17 protein-coding genes are annotated in these 16,335 nt (G+C 43.0%); 9 read left to right on the forward strand and 8 right to left on the reverse strand.

What is annotated here, in order from left to right:
* Positions 1–44: 44 nt before the first annotated feature.
* Positions 45–563 carry an outer membrane beta-barrel protein gene (locus tag NM125_RS13410; protein WP_255135470.1) on the reverse strand — a complete coding sequence of 173 codons (519 nt, stop codon included), beginning with the start codon at positions 561–563 and terminating at the stop codon, positions 45–47.
* A gap of 129 nt (positions 564–692) precedes the next feature.
* On the opposite strand from NM125_RS13410, the gene NM125_RS13415 reads away from it, so the two are divergent.
* Both NM125_RS13415 and NM125_RS13420 read left to right on the forward strand, forming a co-directional pair.
* Positions 693–1,325 (forward strand): RNA polymerase sigma factor, encoded by a 633-nt coding sequence (locus tag NM125_RS13415; protein WP_255135471.1) that lies wholly within the window; start codon positions 693–695, stop codon positions 1,323–1,325.
* Between the two features lie 68 nt (positions 1,326–1,393).
* Complete coding sequence (locus NM125_RS13420; RefSeq protein WP_255135473.1) at positions 1,394–2,197, forward strand: hypothetical protein; 804 nt, start codon at positions 1,394–1,396, stop codon at positions 2,195–2,197.
* Positions 2,198–2,250: 53 nt separating this feature from the next.
* On the opposite strand, the gene queG is transcribed toward NM125_RS13420, so the two are convergent.
* The 5 genes from queG to NM125_RS13445 are packed head-to-tail and all read right to left on the reverse strand — an operon-like array spanning position 2,251 to position 7,079.
* Positions 2,251–3,198 (reverse strand): tRNA epoxyqueuosine(34) reductase QueG, encoded by a 948-nt coding sequence (gene queG / locus NM125_RS13425; protein WP_255135474.1) that lies wholly within the window; start codon positions 3,196–3,198, stop codon positions 2,251–2,253.
* Positions 3,199–3,204: 6 nt separating this feature from the next.
* Positions 3,205–3,909 carry a cell division ATP-binding protein FtsE gene (gene ftsE / locus NM125_RS13430; RefSeq protein WP_255135475.1) on the reverse strand — a complete coding sequence of 235 codons (705 nt, stop codon included), beginning with the start codon at positions 3,907–3,909 and terminating at the stop codon, positions 3,205–3,207.
* Positions 3,891–4,673, reverse strand: a complete 783-nt coding sequence (locus tag NM125_RS13435) for a class I SAM-dependent DNA methyltransferase (protein WP_255135476.1) — start codon at positions 4,671–4,673, stop codon at positions 3,891–3,893. The genes ftsE and NM125_RS13435 overlap by 19 nt, the downstream gene beginning before the upstream one ends.
* Complete coding sequence (pdxA, locus tag NM125_RS13440) at positions 4,663–5,673, reverse strand: 4-hydroxythreonine-4-phosphate dehydrogenase PdxA (protein ID WP_255135477.1); 1,011 nt, start codon at positions 5,671–5,673, stop codon at positions 4,663–4,665. Before pdxA ends, NM125_RS13435 begins: the two co-directional genes overlap by 11 nt.
* Positions 5,674–5,714: 41 nt before the next feature.
* Positions 5,715–7,079 (reverse strand): GWxTD domain-containing protein, encoded by a 1,365-nt coding sequence (locus NM125_RS13445; RefSeq protein ID WP_255135478.1) that lies wholly within the window; start codon positions 7,077–7,079, stop codon positions 5,715–5,717.
* Between the two features lie 116 nt (positions 7,080–7,195).
* Here NM125_RS13445 and NM125_RS13450 point away from each other — a divergent pair, with 116 nt between their 5' ends.
* Together NM125_RS13450 and NM125_RS13455 are read left to right on the forward strand one after the other, a co-directional pair.
* Positions 7,196–8,827 (forward strand): acyl-CoA carboxylase subunit beta, encoded by a 1,632-nt coding sequence (locus tag NM125_RS13450; protein ID WP_255135479.1) that lies wholly within the window; start codon positions 7,196–7,198, stop codon positions 8,825–8,827.
* Between the two features lie 124 nt (positions 8,828–8,951).
* Positions 8,952–9,959, forward strand: a complete 1,008-nt coding sequence (locus NM125_RS13455; protein ID WP_255135480.1) for a hypothetical protein — start codon at positions 8,952–8,954, stop codon at positions 9,957–9,959.
* A 26-nt stretch (positions 9,960–9,985) separates the two neighbouring features.
* Here the strand turns inward: NM125_RS13455 and NM125_RS13460 are convergent, their stop codons facing one another.
* The gene (locus NM125_RS13460) at positions 9,986–10,705 is read right to left on the reverse strand and encodes a DUF3307 domain-containing protein (RefSeq protein WP_255135481.1); all 720 of its coding nucleotides are present in this window, start codon (positions 10,703–10,705) and stop codon (positions 9,986–9,988) included.
* Positions 10,706–10,707: 2 nt separating this feature from the next.
* Positions 10,708–11,340, reverse strand: coding sequence for a SatD family protein (locus NM125_RS13465; protein ID WP_255135482.1), 633 nt, complete (start codon positions 11,338–11,340; stop codon positions 10,708–10,710).
* Positions 11,341–11,510: 170 nt separating this feature from the next.
* Between NM125_RS13465 and NM125_RS13470 the strand changes: the two genes are divergently transcribed.
* From NM125_RS13470 to NM125_RS13490, 5 genes are all read left to right on the forward strand, one after another.
* Positions 11,511–12,008 carry a hypothetical protein gene (locus NM125_RS13470; protein ID WP_255135483.1) on the forward strand — a complete coding sequence of 166 codons (498 nt, stop codon included), beginning with the start codon at positions 11,511–11,513 and terminating at the stop codon, positions 12,006–12,008.
* 45 nt (positions 12,009–12,053) lie between these two features.
* Complete coding sequence (gene recO / locus NM125_RS13475) at positions 12,054–12,782, forward strand: DNA repair protein RecO (RefSeq protein WP_255135484.1); 729 nt, start codon at positions 12,054–12,056, stop codon at positions 12,780–12,782.
* Positions 12,783–12,790: 8 nt separating this feature from the next.
* Positions 12,791–14,338 carry a S1C family serine protease gene (locus NM125_RS13480; RefSeq protein WP_255135486.1) on the forward strand — a complete coding sequence of 516 codons (1,548 nt, stop codon included), beginning with the start codon at positions 12,791–12,793 and terminating at the stop codon, positions 14,336–14,338.
* Entirely contained in the window at positions 14,339–14,872 is a 534-nt protein-coding gene (locus NM125_RS13485; RefSeq protein WP_255135488.1) for a hypothetical protein, read from the forward strand.
* Between the two features lie 98 nt (positions 14,873–14,970).
* Positions 14,971–16,335 (forward strand): amidohydrolase family protein, encoded by a 1,365-nt coding sequence (locus NM125_RS13490; protein WP_255135489.1) that lies wholly within the window; start codon positions 14,971–14,973, stop codon positions 16,333–16,335.

Below are 16,335 nucleotides of genomic sequence, written 5' to 3' on the forward strand. Positions count from 1 at the left end.
ATCACCCCGTCCGGAGCGATGCTTGTGCGGTTGTTCCTTCCAGATTAATTGCCAATTGCAAAACGAAGGCCGATCCCTATATTCAGCTGGTCATAATCACCCAGCACATATTTGAACTCACCAAACAAGTTGGCAAAATCAAGGCCGTATTCTGCTCCGGCTCCAACATTTAGTCCGACTTCGCCATTATCGGAACTAAAGTTACCCGAGCTTACACTCACGCGTGTATAATTCAATCCCGCCAGGGCATAAGCGATAAGGCCTTGCTCCGGGTCGTTCGCAAAAATGTAATTCCCGTTCACGCTAAACTCGAACCAGTTTACATCGGCGTTCCCGGCATCATCAGGAAGATAGAAACCGAGGTCAGCTATCGCCCGAAAGTCTTCATTGATTCGGTAGGTGCCGTCGAGGCGTAAACCCGGCTGCTCTATTTCACTTCCATACATTAAACCTGCTCCTATCTGGATATTCCCGTAGGTGTTTTCAGCATCTTGTGCAGAAGCTTTGGGGTTGAGTGCGAGGATAACAGCCAGGGCTGCGATTAAAATGGATAATTTTCTCATAGTTCTGTGTGTTTTTTATTTGTTTAAAAGACTACACAGGTATATGCGTTAAGTTTCAGAAAAAAGGTTCAAAAAAGACGTTTTCATTTGTCTCAGGCTTTGTATTTTAAGGGCTGAATAATTGTTGATATGTCTGAAGAAAATTCCGAAATCAAAAATACCTCACCACGCGAAAATGCGTCTGCAAGTAGTCTCGAAGATGACAAATTTGTGGCGGAAGCATTAGCCGGTAAAGAAGATTCCTACAAGAAATTAGTAGATAAGTATCAGAAGCCCCTCTATTTCCATATCCGCAAAATGATTAAAGAGGTGGAGCTTGTTGAAGACCTGGTTCAGGAAGTTTTCATGAAGGCCTTTCATAATCTTTCTTCCTATAGCAACGAGTATGCATTCTCCACCTGGCTGTATCGCATTGCCACTAATCACACCATCGATTATTTAAGGAAGAAAAAGCTCCAAACGCTTTCCATTAACGAGCCTTACAAAACCAAGGACGGGGATATGGAAATTCAGCTTCCGGATGAAAGCTTTTCAACCGATACCCCGGTAATAAAGAAGGAGAGAAAAGCAATTGTTCAGCATGCAATCGAAAATCTCCCCGAAAAATATAAAGCCGTTATTGAAATGCGGCATATGGAAGAGAAGTCGTACCAGGAAATAGCGGACGTGCTTGATTTACCCCTCGGTACAGTTAAAGCCCATATCTTCAGAGCAAGGGAGCTGCTCTACAAAGCACTGAAAGATAAAAGAGAGCAGTTCTAAATATTTTGAGCCTTTTCCGGGCAAATTTACGCATAGGTAAGTGAACACCTAAACATAATTTCAGAACTATGCGTAATTCAAGAGTAATAATACTATTCTCGGTTGTACTTCTTTTTTCGTTTGCATTGATTTCTTGTGGGGATGACCCCGCTTCTGCGAATGAAGATCCCCCCGCATTGCCTACATTTGAGAATATAGAGCCCGACCTTTCTTATTTCGATTCAAACCAGCCTCAGCAAAGTAATTCCAATTATTCAGAGGCCTATTACTACGGTCTGGGACTGGGTAGTATTGCCTTTACTTCTCAGGCCTACGTCAGCTTCTTTTCGCTGGCAGATTCAGAAAATGCCGACTTTAAGAACGGTAAATGGGTTTGGGAATACAGCTATTCTTATGAAGGAGAGTCTGTATCTATAAAACTAACGGCCGAACCCGATGGTGATTTTATTAACTGGGAAATGCTTTGGTCTTTTGATGACGGGCAGGGTAATTCCATCACAGATTACTCAGTAGTAACCGGCCGTATAGCCTCTGATGGAAATTCCGGAAGCTGGACCTTTAATACCCTAAACCCGGATACCAATGAAGAGGAGCCGATTCTTATTTCTGAATGGTCCACCTCCGGGGAGAATAATCTTGAAATCGAAACAGATTATTATGACTCAGGCAGTGTGGTAACTACCTATACCTATACTCAGAATGACAATGAATTCATGGTTTTCTTAAGCGATACGGATGAGGAAAACGACATCACTGTTTTCTGGGATGATGAGGCTATGACCGGTTACTACCAAATGGGGTCAGATACTGCAAACAGATATTGCTGGGATAGCAATTTTGAGGATGTTGCCTGTGGCAGCGTTGGATATTGATGTACTTACCAGGTAGCTATAGGGCCGGCCGGTTTTTTAATCGGTCGGCTTTTTTAGTTTGAGATATTCCCCGAAACGATCTCCACGTTCGACTTAAACTTATCATACTTGGCGCGACGGATAGCGCTGCCTTCAAACGTCTTATCATATTGATGGGGAGTAAGGTTTTCCCAGAAATCAAGATCTCTTTCAACCACATACTCTCTTGGATGGAGATCTTCGAATTGCGCAGTTATGGATTTACTGTTCCAGGGACATACATCCTGACAGATATCACAGCCATACACCCAGTTTTCAATTTCCGTTTGGTACTGCTTGTCTATTTCTTCCTTCAGCTCAATGGTTAGGTAGGAGATGCACTTGGTCGCATCCACTCTGTAAGGCTCATAAATTGCGTCTGTGGGGCAGGCATCAAGGCAGCGGGTACACGAGCCGCAATGATCGGTTACGGGGGAGTCGTAGCTTAATTCCGCATCAATGATCATTTCCCCAATAAATACAAACGAGCCAATATCTTTATTGAGCAGGTTCGAATTTTTACCGATCCAGCCCAGACCGGCTCGTTTTGCCCAAACTTTATCCAGAACCGGGGCAGAGTCCACAAAAATACGTCCTTCAAGTCCGCCCAACAGTTCCTTACTGAAATTAAAGAGTTTCTTGAGCTTCTTTTTCAGCACTTTGTGGTAATCACGTCCCTGAGCATATTTGGCAATCAGCGGTTCGTTCTTTTCCCCAATTTGCTGTTCGTGAGAAGGATGATAGTAGCTGGCCAATACAGAAACTACGGTTTTTGAACCGGGAACCAACAGCGTGGGATCAACCCGTTTTTCAAAGTAATTGCCCATCCAGTCCATGGTGCCATTACGATTCTGCTTGAGCCATTCTTCGAGTCGGCGGGCTTCGTAGGGGAGGTGTTGAGCTTCGGCAAATCCACAGGCATCAAAACCCAGTTGAAGGGCGTGCGAACGGATTTGTTCTGTGAATTTCTTCTGTTGAAGCATTCCGAATTACGTTTTTTCCGGAACCAGTTTCTCGCCTTTCCAGATTAAATTCTGAGTTTTACCATTTACCATCCGAACGGTTCGGGCGCGGTATTTCTTAACCACGGCATAGTCGTGCGTTACCATTAAAACTGCCATTCCCCGGTTATTAATACTCCGAAGCAGTTCCATAATGTCTTTGGTGGCTTTGGGGTCAAGGTTTCCGGTGGGTTCATCGGCAAGTAAAATTCGGGGTTCGTTAGCCAATGCTCTTGCAATAACAACGCGTTGTTGTTCACCTCCGGAAAGATCCTTCGGCATGTGCTTTCTGCGGTGACTGAGCCCAACCATGGTTAGTACTTCAAGCACGCGCTGTTTAATAAACTTGGGCTTCTCTCCGGTAACCTGAAGAGCAAAGGCTACATTGTCGTGTACGTTGCGATCTTGTAGCAGCTGAAAATCCTGGAATACAATGCCGAGCCGTCGCCGCAGCATGGGTACTTCCCGCTCGGATATTTTATTTACCGGGTATTCGGTTACCCGTACCGTTCCGGTATCGGGCACAACATCCCTGTACAAAAGCTTCAGAAAAGAGCTTTTTCCGATACCCGTTGGACCAATCAGATAGGCAAATTCGCCATTATGAAGCTTGAAGTTAACATCATCCAATACCCTGGTATGATCATATCTCAGGGTTACATTTTTAAGTTCAATTACTGCTGTTTCTGACATCGAAGTACCATCGTTACGCGTGTGCTTTTTTCGTCTGCTTCCACCAAATCAAAGCCCTCATATTTGGCTACCTGATGATAGGAGGTTTGTTCCAAAATTGATAGCATTTCCTTGAGTGAATAAATTCGCTGCTTGTGAATTTCATGATAGCTTTCCAGAACGGTTTTGCCGTCGTCAGCCATCTTATCTATTTCAAATTCGTTAAAGTGAAAATGCTCTCCCGGTTCATACCGGCTTTCTCTGAAATATCGATTACTGCCAAAGCTTCCTTCTTCATTATTGAGGTAATCAACAGCTTCCAGGGAGTTCTGAGGAGTAGAAAAGTCGAAGATCAATAATCCACCCGGATTCAGAATATTCCGGCATCCATCCAGCATTTTGTGGATTTCTTCTTTGGAGTGAAGGTAATTCACACTGTCGAAAACCGAGAAGATAATATCATAGGTATCCTCACTTCTGATGTCCCGGAAATCCATGGTATGGAAATCGACTACTACTTCCTGTTGGGCCGCTTTTAGTCTTGCCTTTTCGATCATAGCTGCAGAAAGATCGGTAGCGGTCAGCTCATACTCATCAAGTTGAGCGAGATTCAGGGAAATAGCACCGGTTCCACAGGCCAGTTCCAGTACGTCAACGGGATCTGGATGGTGAGTTTGGATTACTTCATCAATAAAATCTGCCCACATTTCGTAATCTACGTCCTTCATCAGGGTATCGTAGAGCTCGGCCAATACAGTGTAGATGTTGGCTTTTTCAGTCTTCACTAATTTGTTTGTTTGCAAGTTCAACCGCCTGTTTATACGCTTCTTTAAAAGAAGATGGATTAGCTACGCCTTTGCCTGCTATATCAAAGGCGGTGCCATGATCCGGAGAAGTGCGGATGATAGGAAGTCCGGCCGTAAAATTCACCCCTTTACCAAAAGACAGCAGTTTAAACGGAGCCAGTCCCTGATCGTGATACATGGCTAAAATTGCATCGTGATGTTTGTGGAGCTGTTGCCCGAAAAATCCATCAGCAGGGAATGGGCCATGAAGGGTGATATCCTTTCGTTCCTCTCTGATCATCTTGAGCGTTGGAGTAATAACGTCGATTTCTTCCTTGCCAATTACACCACCATCACCGGCATGGGGATTTAACCCAAATACGGCAATTTTAGGGTTGGTGATCCCAAAGTCATGAATCAAGCTTGAGGAAAGAATCTCAACTTTTTCTTTGATGACATCCGGTGTGATGGCTTCTGAAACATCTTTAACCGGTATATGTGTGGTGACCAAAGCTACCCGAAGATCTCCGCTAACCAGCATCATCAGCACAGAATTGGTACCTGTTTGGGTGGCCAGGAATTCGGTATGTCCCGGAATTTCGTAACCGGCCAGGTTCACGGCCTCTTTGGATATGGGAGCGGTTACCATTGCATCTACCTCATGGTTCATGCAAAGATGAATGCATTGCTCAATAGATTGCATGGCTGCCTTGCCGCTTAGGGCAGACTGTATGCCCGGAGTCATTTTCAGATTATCCACAGCAAAGCTGAGAACGTTAATGGTTCCCGTCTGTAAACCGGTGACGTCATCTGAATAATTAACATCTAAATCATAAGGAAGGTAGGAGAGAACGGATGCTATGATCTCTTTCGGGGAAATGATCACAGGAGTGGATGTTCCCAAATCCAAATCGGATAATGACTTCAAGATGATCTCCGGACCAATCCCGTTAAAGTCACCAATCGAAATAGCTATGCGTGGTATTTCTTTATTAAGCATGACACGCCTAAAATAAGGCGATTAATGGGCAATACACAGCGTTATCGAGTTCCAACCAGCATAAAGTCGCCGAAGCCGGAAGTGGCCTCAAATACAAACGTTCGACTCGGGTATTTCCAAAGTTCAATGGTTTTTCCGCTTTCAGGAAACCGGCGTTCTTTTTCGGAGGGTGGCCCGTATTTGATATACACTTCACCCTGGTCGCTTTCGTGGCCCATGGGGTTTTCCTGGCTTCCAAACTCTTTAAAAGCAAAATCGATTCGGCGGTAGTATTCAGCCATTAACTCGTTGTAAACCGTGTTAGGCGTTGGATCTTTGCTTTCCCAGAATTCCCTGAATTTTCGTTCTCGTTCACGGTTATTTCCGCTGTTTATTTGCTTGAGTTCTTTCTCAGAAATAATGTAGTTCAGATTATTAATGGCTACATCCAAATTGTATAAACTTGCAGGCATATTTGGCCAGTAGGACCGGAAAAAGGATCTTGCCACCGGTTCCTCTTGCCCTTCTTTGGTCAGTTTCAATAAATAAGGAGCATTCTCAAAAGTGCTTCCGGGAATAGATACCAGGGCATAGGTATAGGGTTGATTACCCCGGACGAGATTTAACGCCGGGTTTTGGGATTTAACAAGCTTGATCGTAGAATTTTGGAATACATCGTCAGAATTAAGTTCTGCGGAATAGATATTCTCGATGGAGGTGGTATCCCGCCGGGAAGTTTTTGCCTTATCAACTTTTATGGAATAGTTAGCAGAGCCGTCATAGCCGGGAATGCGGATCAGGGCAAAGAAGTCTTCCCCGAACAGCACATTTTGTTCCATGTTCATGAGCTCTAACCTGTTTCCATTCCGCTTCTTCACTAAAATGACTTCCCCGGTTTCTTTTGTAGATAAATCGGGTACATAAATTTCACGCCGGCGTGTATTTCGCTCATTTACTTCCTGCATCATAGCGAGCTGAAGAATGAAGTTGTAGTGGCCGGGATTCAGATTGGTGGAAACTGAACCCGAAGCATACATTTTTGAGGATTGTGTTTGCTCAAAGTTGGAAGTGAACAGGGTGTCTTTCCACACATCCCGGGAAGCTGAATTAGCTGATGGATCCTCGCGACGGTTTAATTTCCCCTCAAAGATTTCCGTACTAAGCCTGATAGTGGAATAGAATTCAGCATTCTCCGGAGCCTTCAGGTTATGATTGAGCGGGATCTTTTTGAATGGGATAAAATCATTATTAAACCTGAAAATAAAGGCCAGGGTTGTTTTACCGTCTTCTCCGGGAAGGATAATATCTTCAATAAAAATGGTCGGGCTTTGCGACTGCATGACCAGCTGTCGGTAATTAACCCGTTGTGCAAGTATGGAGGTGGAAAAACCTAAAAGGAGAAGGATGGCTAAAAGTCGCTTACTCATGGAAGTCATTTTTTTGAATGATTTAAATCAATATCGGGGTTTACACATTAAATATAATCCCTATTTTCAACGCAGCATTCGAATCAACATTATACAAACAAAAAAGATAACAGAATATGAGCAGTGAATCCGGAAGCGCTACCAAACATTGGTTACATAAAATCATTGAAGAATTTGGAGAAATTGAAGACGAGATTAAGCTCGGCGGCGGACAGAAACGAATTGATAAAGAGCATGGTAAAGGAAAGCTAACCGCTCGTGAGCGGATTGAAAAGCTCACTGATGAAGATTCCCGCTTCTTTGAACTTGGGCTTTGGGCCGGCTACGAAATGTATGAAGAGCAAGGCGGATGTCCCTCGGGTGGGGTGGTAACCGGAATTGGGACGGTAAGCGGAAGAAAGTGCATGATTGTAGCCAATGATGCGACTGTTAAAGCCGGAGCTTGGTTTCCGATCACTGCCAAGAAGAACCTGAGAGCCCAGGAAATTGCCATCGAAAATCATATTCCGTTGATCTACCTGGTTGACTCTGCCGGAGTTTTCCTTCCCATGCAGGATCAAATATTTCCTGATAAAGACCACTTTGGCCGGATGTTTAGAAACAATGCCATTATATCCGCAAAAGGAATTCCGCAAATTGCGGCTATCATGGGAAGTTGTGTGGCCGGTGGAGCTTACCTGCCTATTATGAGCGATGAAGCTCTGATTGTAGATGGAACCGGAAGTGTGTTTTTGGCCGGAAGTTATCTGGTAAAAGCAGCCATCGGGGAAGATGTTGATAATGAAACGCTGGGGGGTGCTACCACGCACACCGAAATTTCGGGAGTAACCGATTACAAGATGGAAGACGATGAAGAATGCTTATCGACCATTCGGGATTTGGTAGATAAATTTGGCCCGTTTGAAACCGCCGGCTTCAACCGAAAAGAGAGTAAAGACCCCAAACGTCCGGCCAGCGATGTGTTCGATATTATCCCGGAATCCAGAACCAGTCCGTATGATATGAATGATGTTTTAGACTGCATTGTGGATGAGGGTAGCTTCACTGAATTCAAAAAAGGATATGGGCAAACGCTCATCACCGGCTTTGCGCGAGTGGATGGATGGAGCGTAGGCATTGTTGCCAATCAGCGAACCGTTAAGCGAACCAAGAAAGGAGAGATGCAGATCGGTGGTGTTATCTACTCTGACAGTGCTGATAAGGCAGCAAGGTTTATTATGAACTGTAATCAAAAGAAGATCCCTCTGATTTTTTTGCAGGATGTTACCGGGTTTATGATTGGGAAACGAAGTGAGCATGGCGGCATTATCAAAGACGGTGCTAAGATGGTTAATGCAATGAGCAACAGTACGGTTCCTAAAATAACCATTGTGGTAGGGAATAGTTACGGTGCCGGAAATTATGCCATGTGCGGCCGCGCCTATGATCCACGCTTTATGTACGCCTGGCCAACGGCCAAGATTGCGGTAATGAGCGGTGCTTCAGCCTCGAAAACCCTGATGCAGATACAGGTTGCAGCGATGAAGAAGAAAGGAAAAGAGGTGAGTGAAGAAGAACAAGAGCGGATTATGAAAGAAATCAGCGACCGTTATGATACGCAGACAGATGTCCGCTATGCAGCCTCACGACTATGGGTAGATGGTATTATAAATCCATTGGATACGCGCGACCGAATATCTAAAGCGATAGAATGCGCTAACCTGAATCCGGAAATTGAGGAGTTTAAAACAGGGGTTATCCAGACTTAGTAAATTTATTCGTTAAATATTGATGGAATTAACTAACTGCTTATGTAGTATGATAAACGTTAGTACTATACTTATCAGGAAATATAAATTTCCTAAAATTGAAGTCATCTTTCTTTCTGTTTGCATGGCACTCTTTCTTACTTCATGTAATATTAGTGGTTCAAAGGGGGTAGGGGAAATAAAATTGGCAACGGATTTGTCTGATAAAACTTTAATAGCCGGTGAAACCATACCTATCAGGCTAGTGAGCAGCACTCGTTCAAAAGCAGATTTTACTTTATCCTTCTATGATGGATTTGAATCCAAAAAAATTGAAGGAGGTACAATTAAGAATCAAAGAGATATTAATTGGGAGGTTCCACTATCCTTATGTATAGAAAGTTGTAGCTTAATTTTAGATATCTATCAGGATGGAGAAGAACTGCAAGATACACTGTCAACATTCAGCGTAAATGTTAATTCTTCGGAAGAAATTGAAAGTGCAAAATCCTTTTTTCCATTATCAAATAGTAATGAGTGGATTTATGAAGTAAGATCAAATAATGGCTCAGAGATTATAGTTGATACATTTTTAGTTGAAATGGACGTAATTACAGAAACAGAATATCCAGCTTCTGTAATTGATTTTCAGTTTAACACCTATACGTTATCAGACGAAGAAATATATTTAACCAGCAATAATTCAAGTCATAAACTTGGAGCATTCTATAGTGTATTTAATCCAGATTTAGTATTCGAAAAATTTTCTGCCAGTATTCTAAATACAGACGCCAACAATTATGATGGAGCTACAACTTTGCCTCTCATTAGTAAGTACAAAATTTTTGTTCCTTTGGCTTTCCAACCAGAAACTTCAATAAGACTTGATTATAATTTTTCAGGAAATAAAAATGTTTATTTAGTAGAAACAGAGCCATTAAAGAATCTAAATTTCAGTGATGAGTCTAAACAGGCAAAGGTAATCCATATCGCCTCAGAATTTTATAATACAAAGCATGTTTTTCTAAAAGATATTGGATTATACAAGTATTCCTTTGGAGCAGATATTTTTGAATTTAGTGAAATTCTATTGTTGGCAGCCAAAATTGACGGAGTTACGTATGGTAATGGTGATTTGCTACGAGATGAGTAGCTTTAGTTTCGTGGGACCAGTAAGTACTAAAAAGTAGCCCACCAACCGGCCACTATAGCCAAACTAAAGCTGAGCAGAGTGCCAATCATAATATATTCAGTTTGTTTTCTCTGCTCGGCTTTTTGAAGGTCGCTGAATCGGAATACCGATTTAGCTGCCAGCAAAAACCCGATGCCGCTCCAGTTGTTGGTAAGGATAAAGCCCAAAATCAACAAGCGCTCCAGGATGCCGATATACTCACCGGCATTTTCCAGTCCATTGTCATCTTGCGCAGGTTTTATTTCTTTTGATCGGGGCTGTGGTCCCCAGTCATCAGGCAAAAGTTGAGTAATAAGTATAGAAGCAGGCTTTGTTACAAATACGAAAGCCACGATCACCTTCCATTCTACCGAACTCAGGGATATCTCCGGAAAGTTAAAATTACTAATGATGAGAGTGGTAAGGGCAATAACCAATAAGTGGATCAACTGATCAAGGAAAAAAGATAACCGCTTCTTTTTAGCAAACGCTTTGATGGGGTCAATCAGAATGTGTGTTCCGCCAATCAGAATAGCCAGGTACCAGAAAACCGAAAATCCGGCCAGCCATAAAGCGCCAAAAGCAAGGGTTATATGAACAAAGCCGTGAAGGTAGAGTGGACCTGCCTTCCATTTCTTTTGCCGTCGCTCCTCTATCCAGCGGGTGGGTTGAAGAAGGAAATCTCCGAGCAGATGAGCGAGAACCAGCATCAAAAATAAATCATCCATTATCACATGTATTTGGTTTTGGTTTCAAACCGATTCAACAATAGTTCAAACTCATCAATATGAGCTCTTTTTTTTCGTTTTGATACCGCCGGTTGGGAAATATTCAACTCTTTGGCAATCTCAGATTGAGTTAAATCCTCCATCCAGATGTACCATGCAATTTCAGCATCCGCCTGCGACCAGTTTTTGATGAACATATCCGCAAAAGTAAGGCTAACGTACATTTCGCTGTCAAAGTCAGAACTGTCGGACGATAAAGCAAGGCGGTCGTCTGTATTTTTCATTTCATCGAGGGCATGGCCGGAACGGGTAAAAGCATCTCCGAACGATTCATTCACGCTGTTTTCCAGATAAGCATATTCTCCGATACCAATAGCAATGCGGGTATCCATTTTGAGACCGGTTTTGGTTGATTTAATAAGTCCGGCTCTTATAATAAAGGCAACTCTTAGTGCCTGCCGGGGATCATGGAGTCCAAGCTGGAATCCGTCTCCACGATGCATTTCCGCACCATTTCCTGTTAATTCAAAACGATCTTCTATACGCGCAAAAATCTCTTTCAGATCAGGAAGCCAGGTTTCTGAGCTTTCAGCTGAAGTCGAATAAACAATATCTCCCGTTAGCACTGCAATCATATCATTCCAATAATTATTTCAATAAACATTACTTAATTAAGTTATAAATAGCAAATATAACCTAATTAAGTTAAAATAGACTTGCTAACTAACAGGTAAGTCCACTGTTGCAATCAGTTCAGGCAGATGATATTATCAAAGAGACAGATTTCAACTCAACAAACCATTTTTTGAACTACGAGTTAACCAAAGAGTATAACCTGATTTTTCTGGGTGTAGAAGCCAGCTTTACATTAATCGACTTTCTGCTATTCTTTTCAAGCTTTTTATTAGGCTTTGTGTTCGCTCTGTTCTTTCTGATTTTTGCGGTGGCCGTACTCCAGAAAATTTTCTCTCGGTATGAGTTTGAGTTTAACACCGATGAGTACACCATCACCAAGTATTATAAATTTTTCAGTTATTTCCGGTTTAGGTTGCGAACCATAAGTTTTGGGGAAGTGGAAGAATTTTTACTCTCCAATCATGAAACTGGGAAAGCCCTGTTCAGCAAAGGCATGGAGAATAAGGAGTGGTTCACTTTCGATATTATGACGGAAAATGGATATATCAGGTTGGTTAAGTCCGACAAGGAAGAGTTAGATGAAGTGTATGAGATTTTCCAAGAGCTGGAAGAAAAGCTCGATATCTATTTCAAATTCAAAGTGGAATTTATAGAACCGCTGAAATGATTAGTGATTTAGTATATATGTTAGCATAGCGACAAGTCAAAACTTATGATTTCACACACCCAGGTTATTATTTTACGGGTTATCGATTACCAGGAGTCGAGCAAGATTCTTACGGTACTTTCTGCAGAGCACGGCAAGATTGCCCTGATAGCTAAAGGAGCAAAGAAGCCAAAAAGTAAACTGGCCGGCATTCTCGAAATTGGCGCTGTTCTGGATGTGGTTTACTATTACAAACCGAACCGGGGAGTACAAACTCTTACCGAAGCTTCTGTACAGTATTCAACCGATCGGTTTCGAAAAGACTTTGAGAAAGCGGCCATTTTATACTCCACCCTGGAAATTGTATCACAATTAGTTCACGATAATGAGGTTAACAAACCGGTATTTGAGTTCAGTAGAAATTTTATTGAATGGCTGGGCGATTCCAAGGAAACTTATCCTTCCGTATTTGCGTACGTTCAGCTCCGTTTGGCAGAAATTTCAGGAATTGGTTTAATCAGTGGATTGACCGAGATTCCCGATCAGGCTTACTTGAATGTGTCGAGCGGAAAAATTTCGGAACAGTCGGAAGATGAATTGTCTTATAAACTAACAGCTGCCCAAACGCGGTTTTTAATTTTAGGAATGTCCACAAAAAGTAAGAATATTTTTAAAGTAGGTTTAGAGAATGGAGAGCTCAGGCAACTTGTTCACCATTTAGATGTTTATTTTAAATACCACATTGAAGGATATCAGGAACGAAGGTCGGATTCCATTTTTGAACAGATGCTATAGGTGACACTATGAAACGTAAAGATTTAATACTCACTGCCATTTTGCTGATAATGATCGGGATTACGGCCGGCACGCTTATCGCGTTATACACCATCAACGAAGAATTAGCTCCTCTGGCAGAAGTTCGGACTACAGAAATCACTCAAGGCAACGAACCTTTTATCACTGATGAAGAGCTGGAGGGTGCCGATGCCAGGTTCCTCTTCAAAAAGATAGCTGAAGAAGTCACGCCAACGGTCGTTTATATAGAAGCTATTGTTCCCATTGACGAAGCCGTACCCCAAGACGAAAACCATGAATTTGATGGGGAAGAAAATGATGGGGAAAGCATTTGGGATCGGTTGATGCCCCGCCGGGCCCGAACTGTTGGCTCGGGTGTATTGATTACCACCGATGGGTATATTCTCACCAACTATCACGTAATTGAAGGGGCGGTAGAGAAAGGGCTAAGGGTAGTATTAAATGATAAGCGAGAATACCCAGCAAAAGTAGTAGGCATTGATTCGAGTACGGATTTAGCGGTTATTAAAATTAATGGTGAGAATTTACCCAAAGTAACTATCGGAGACTCAGAAACGCTGGATGTGGGGGAATGGGTGTTGGCGATTGGAAATCCATTCAGGTTAAGATCTACGGTAACGGCCGGTATTGTAAGTGCCCTAAGCCGGGATGTGCAGATTATTGATGACCGAATGAGAATCGAAAGTTTTATTCAAACGGATGCTGCCATTAACAAAGGAAACAGTGGCGGGGCGTTGGTCAATACCAGCGGACAGCTGATTGGCATCAATACGGCGATAGCTTCTCAAACCGGCGCCTATCAGGGATATGGATTTGCGGTACCCAGCAACCTGGCGATTAAAGTAGCCAAAGACCTGATTGAATATGGGGAGGTTCGTCGCGCGCTGTTGGGAGTATCTATCGCTGGTGTGGATTATGATCGTGCCATCGAAAAGGGAATGGAAACCGTAAGAGGAGTTGAAATACTGGGTACATCAGAAGAAGGGGCAGCATCCCAAGCCGGTATTATTCCGGGCGATGTGGTACTCAGCGTAAATGGGAAAGAAGTTTATGAAGCCAATCAACTTCAGCAACAGGTTGCTGTAATGAGCCCGGGAGAAGTGGTAACTCTGAACATTCTTAGGGATGGAAGAGAAATGGAAAAGGACGTAACGCTGAAGTTACTGGAACCCGAGCCCATTCCGGAAATTTCCGCCAACGAAACCCCGATAGACCCGCGTGAGATTCCGGAGGGTAATAACGAGGGGGTAATGTACCAGGAGTTTGATTTGGGATTCCGGGTGATGGCCCTTGCCAAAGCCGAAGATGTTCAGAAATTTGATTTAATCATTGATCAGGTTTACAAATATTCAGAGGCCTGGAACAGGGGGCTTCGGCAAGATCAACAGATTATAAAAATAGAAGAAGAAAAGGTTGAAGATCTCTCCAGTTTAGAAGAACTTATGCGCCGATATTTAAATGAAAAAGGATCGGTGACGCTGGAAATCATAAACGAAGAAGATGCCCGCGGTTTCATCGAGTTAAAAAGAAATTAAATGACTCATTTTTTTAAGGTATCAGTATTCATATCAGCTCTTTTAATTGGCTTTACAGCCTGTTCTTCCTCAGAAAAAGCTGCTTCTACATCATCGCCGGCTATGTACCCGGCTTGGTACAGCACTGCAGCCTTTGACGCTGATTCAACATCTTTTCATGGTTTTGCTACTGCTATTTCAACCGACTCAGTAGTTGCCATTGCAAACGCGGAACTCCAGGCCCGAACAAATCTCGAAAGTGCCATAGCCTATAAAATGGAAGAAGTGCGTACCGCATTGGAGGAGGAAGGAAATTCAACCGTTACGAATTCTGACTTTATACTCACCTTGCGCAACGCTCACAATCAGGTGCAGGAAACAGCCAGTGTTTCAAACGGCGCATCCCGTTCGGATGAAGGCTATTACAGAGGATATGCCAAAGTTTCGATTACTAAATCGGATTTTGATCAACTTATGAAATCAGCTTTTTCCGGAAAACCAGACTACTGGCAATTATTCAGCTCTTCTGCCGCTTATGCGGATGAGATGAATTAAGAGCTTTATTATTTACAAAATTTAGATCGGCCCGCCTTTTTTAATACCCAATTAATTCAGTTATTTCGGCACCTAAAACCATAATCAGTACAGGTGCTATGAGAAAACACATTCTATTATTGGCGTTGTTGTTTTTGGGTACGAGTATGCAGGCAATTTTTGCCCAGACTACACCCGCACACGCGCTAAAAAATATTACTATTCATAATGCTGATGGTTCTGTAACCGAGTCTGCCACTATTGTATGGCGGAATGGAGTTATAGAAGCTGTTGGTACCAACGTTAACATTCCTTTCGATGCTTTTGAGATAGATGGAGGAGACAGTCTCCATGTTTATCCGGGCCTTATCGATGGATTTTCCATTTGGGGAAGTCCTGATTTGCCTCGAAATCTTGAAGAGTTGGATAACCCCGGAGACCCACCTTATGACCGTGCCGGAATTCAACCCGAAAGGAAGCCAAGTCTCTTATTAAAAGAAGACAAAGCTTTTGAAACAGGTATGAAAGCCGGTTTTACCACAGCAGCCCTTTATCCGAACGGCTATATGCTGCCCGGGCAGGTAGAAGCTTTTTACCTTGCACCTGAATCTGATAAGGTACGTTTATTGAAGGAAAGCCTGGCACTTGCCGGTTCCTTTGATGAAGCTCCCGGTGGATGGGGCAACGGAGCCTATCCATCTACGATGATGGGAGTGATGGCTCAGTTCAGGCAGCTTATGTTTGATGCCACGGCTCTGCAGCAGCACATCAAGTACTACTCTCAGAATCCTGAAATGCCGGCTCCAAACCGGGATAAAGTACTGGAAGCGTTATTTCCACTGGTAAATAAAGCAACACCGCTTTATTTCGAGGTGGATTCCAAAGAGCATATGGAACGGCTATTCAAATTACAGGATGAATTTGGGTTTAAAGCCGTCGTTGTTTCCGGTAAGGAAGCCTATGCAAAGTCAGCTGAACTGAAGCGGAGAAATATTCCTGTACTGGCAAGTATCGATTTTACTGAAGCCCCGGAGTGGTACTCCAAGATGAAGAAAGCCGAAGAAAAATCGGAGGATGAAAAGGAAGACTCCGATGAAACTGAAGAGAAAGAAGAAGAGATTTCGGAAGAGGAACAGCAGTATCGTGATAAGCGACTGGCTGCATGGAAAGCTGAAGTCATGAACATCAGGAAGCTGATGGATGCAGGTGTATCTGTAGGATATGCTTCTGCCGGACTTGATTTGAAAGACCTTTCAGAAAAACTGGAGATTTTGATGGATGAAGGCGGACTTTCTGAGGCTGATGTTGTCAAACTCATGACGATCAATACAGCTTCCATCCTTGGTTTAAACAACACATTGGGAAGTTTGGCTAAAGGTAAGAATGCCAGCTTCACTGTTTTTGATAAAGCCATGTCAGAAGATAAAGTTAAAGTGCTGCACAGCATTTCGAACGGCACAATTCACGAATTTAACGGAGAGTAA

It is taken from the genome of Gracilimonas sediminicola, assembly GCF_024320785.1.
GTDB lineage: Bacteria > Bacteroidota > Rhodothermia > Balneolales > Balneolaceae > Gracilimonas > Gracilimonas sediminicola.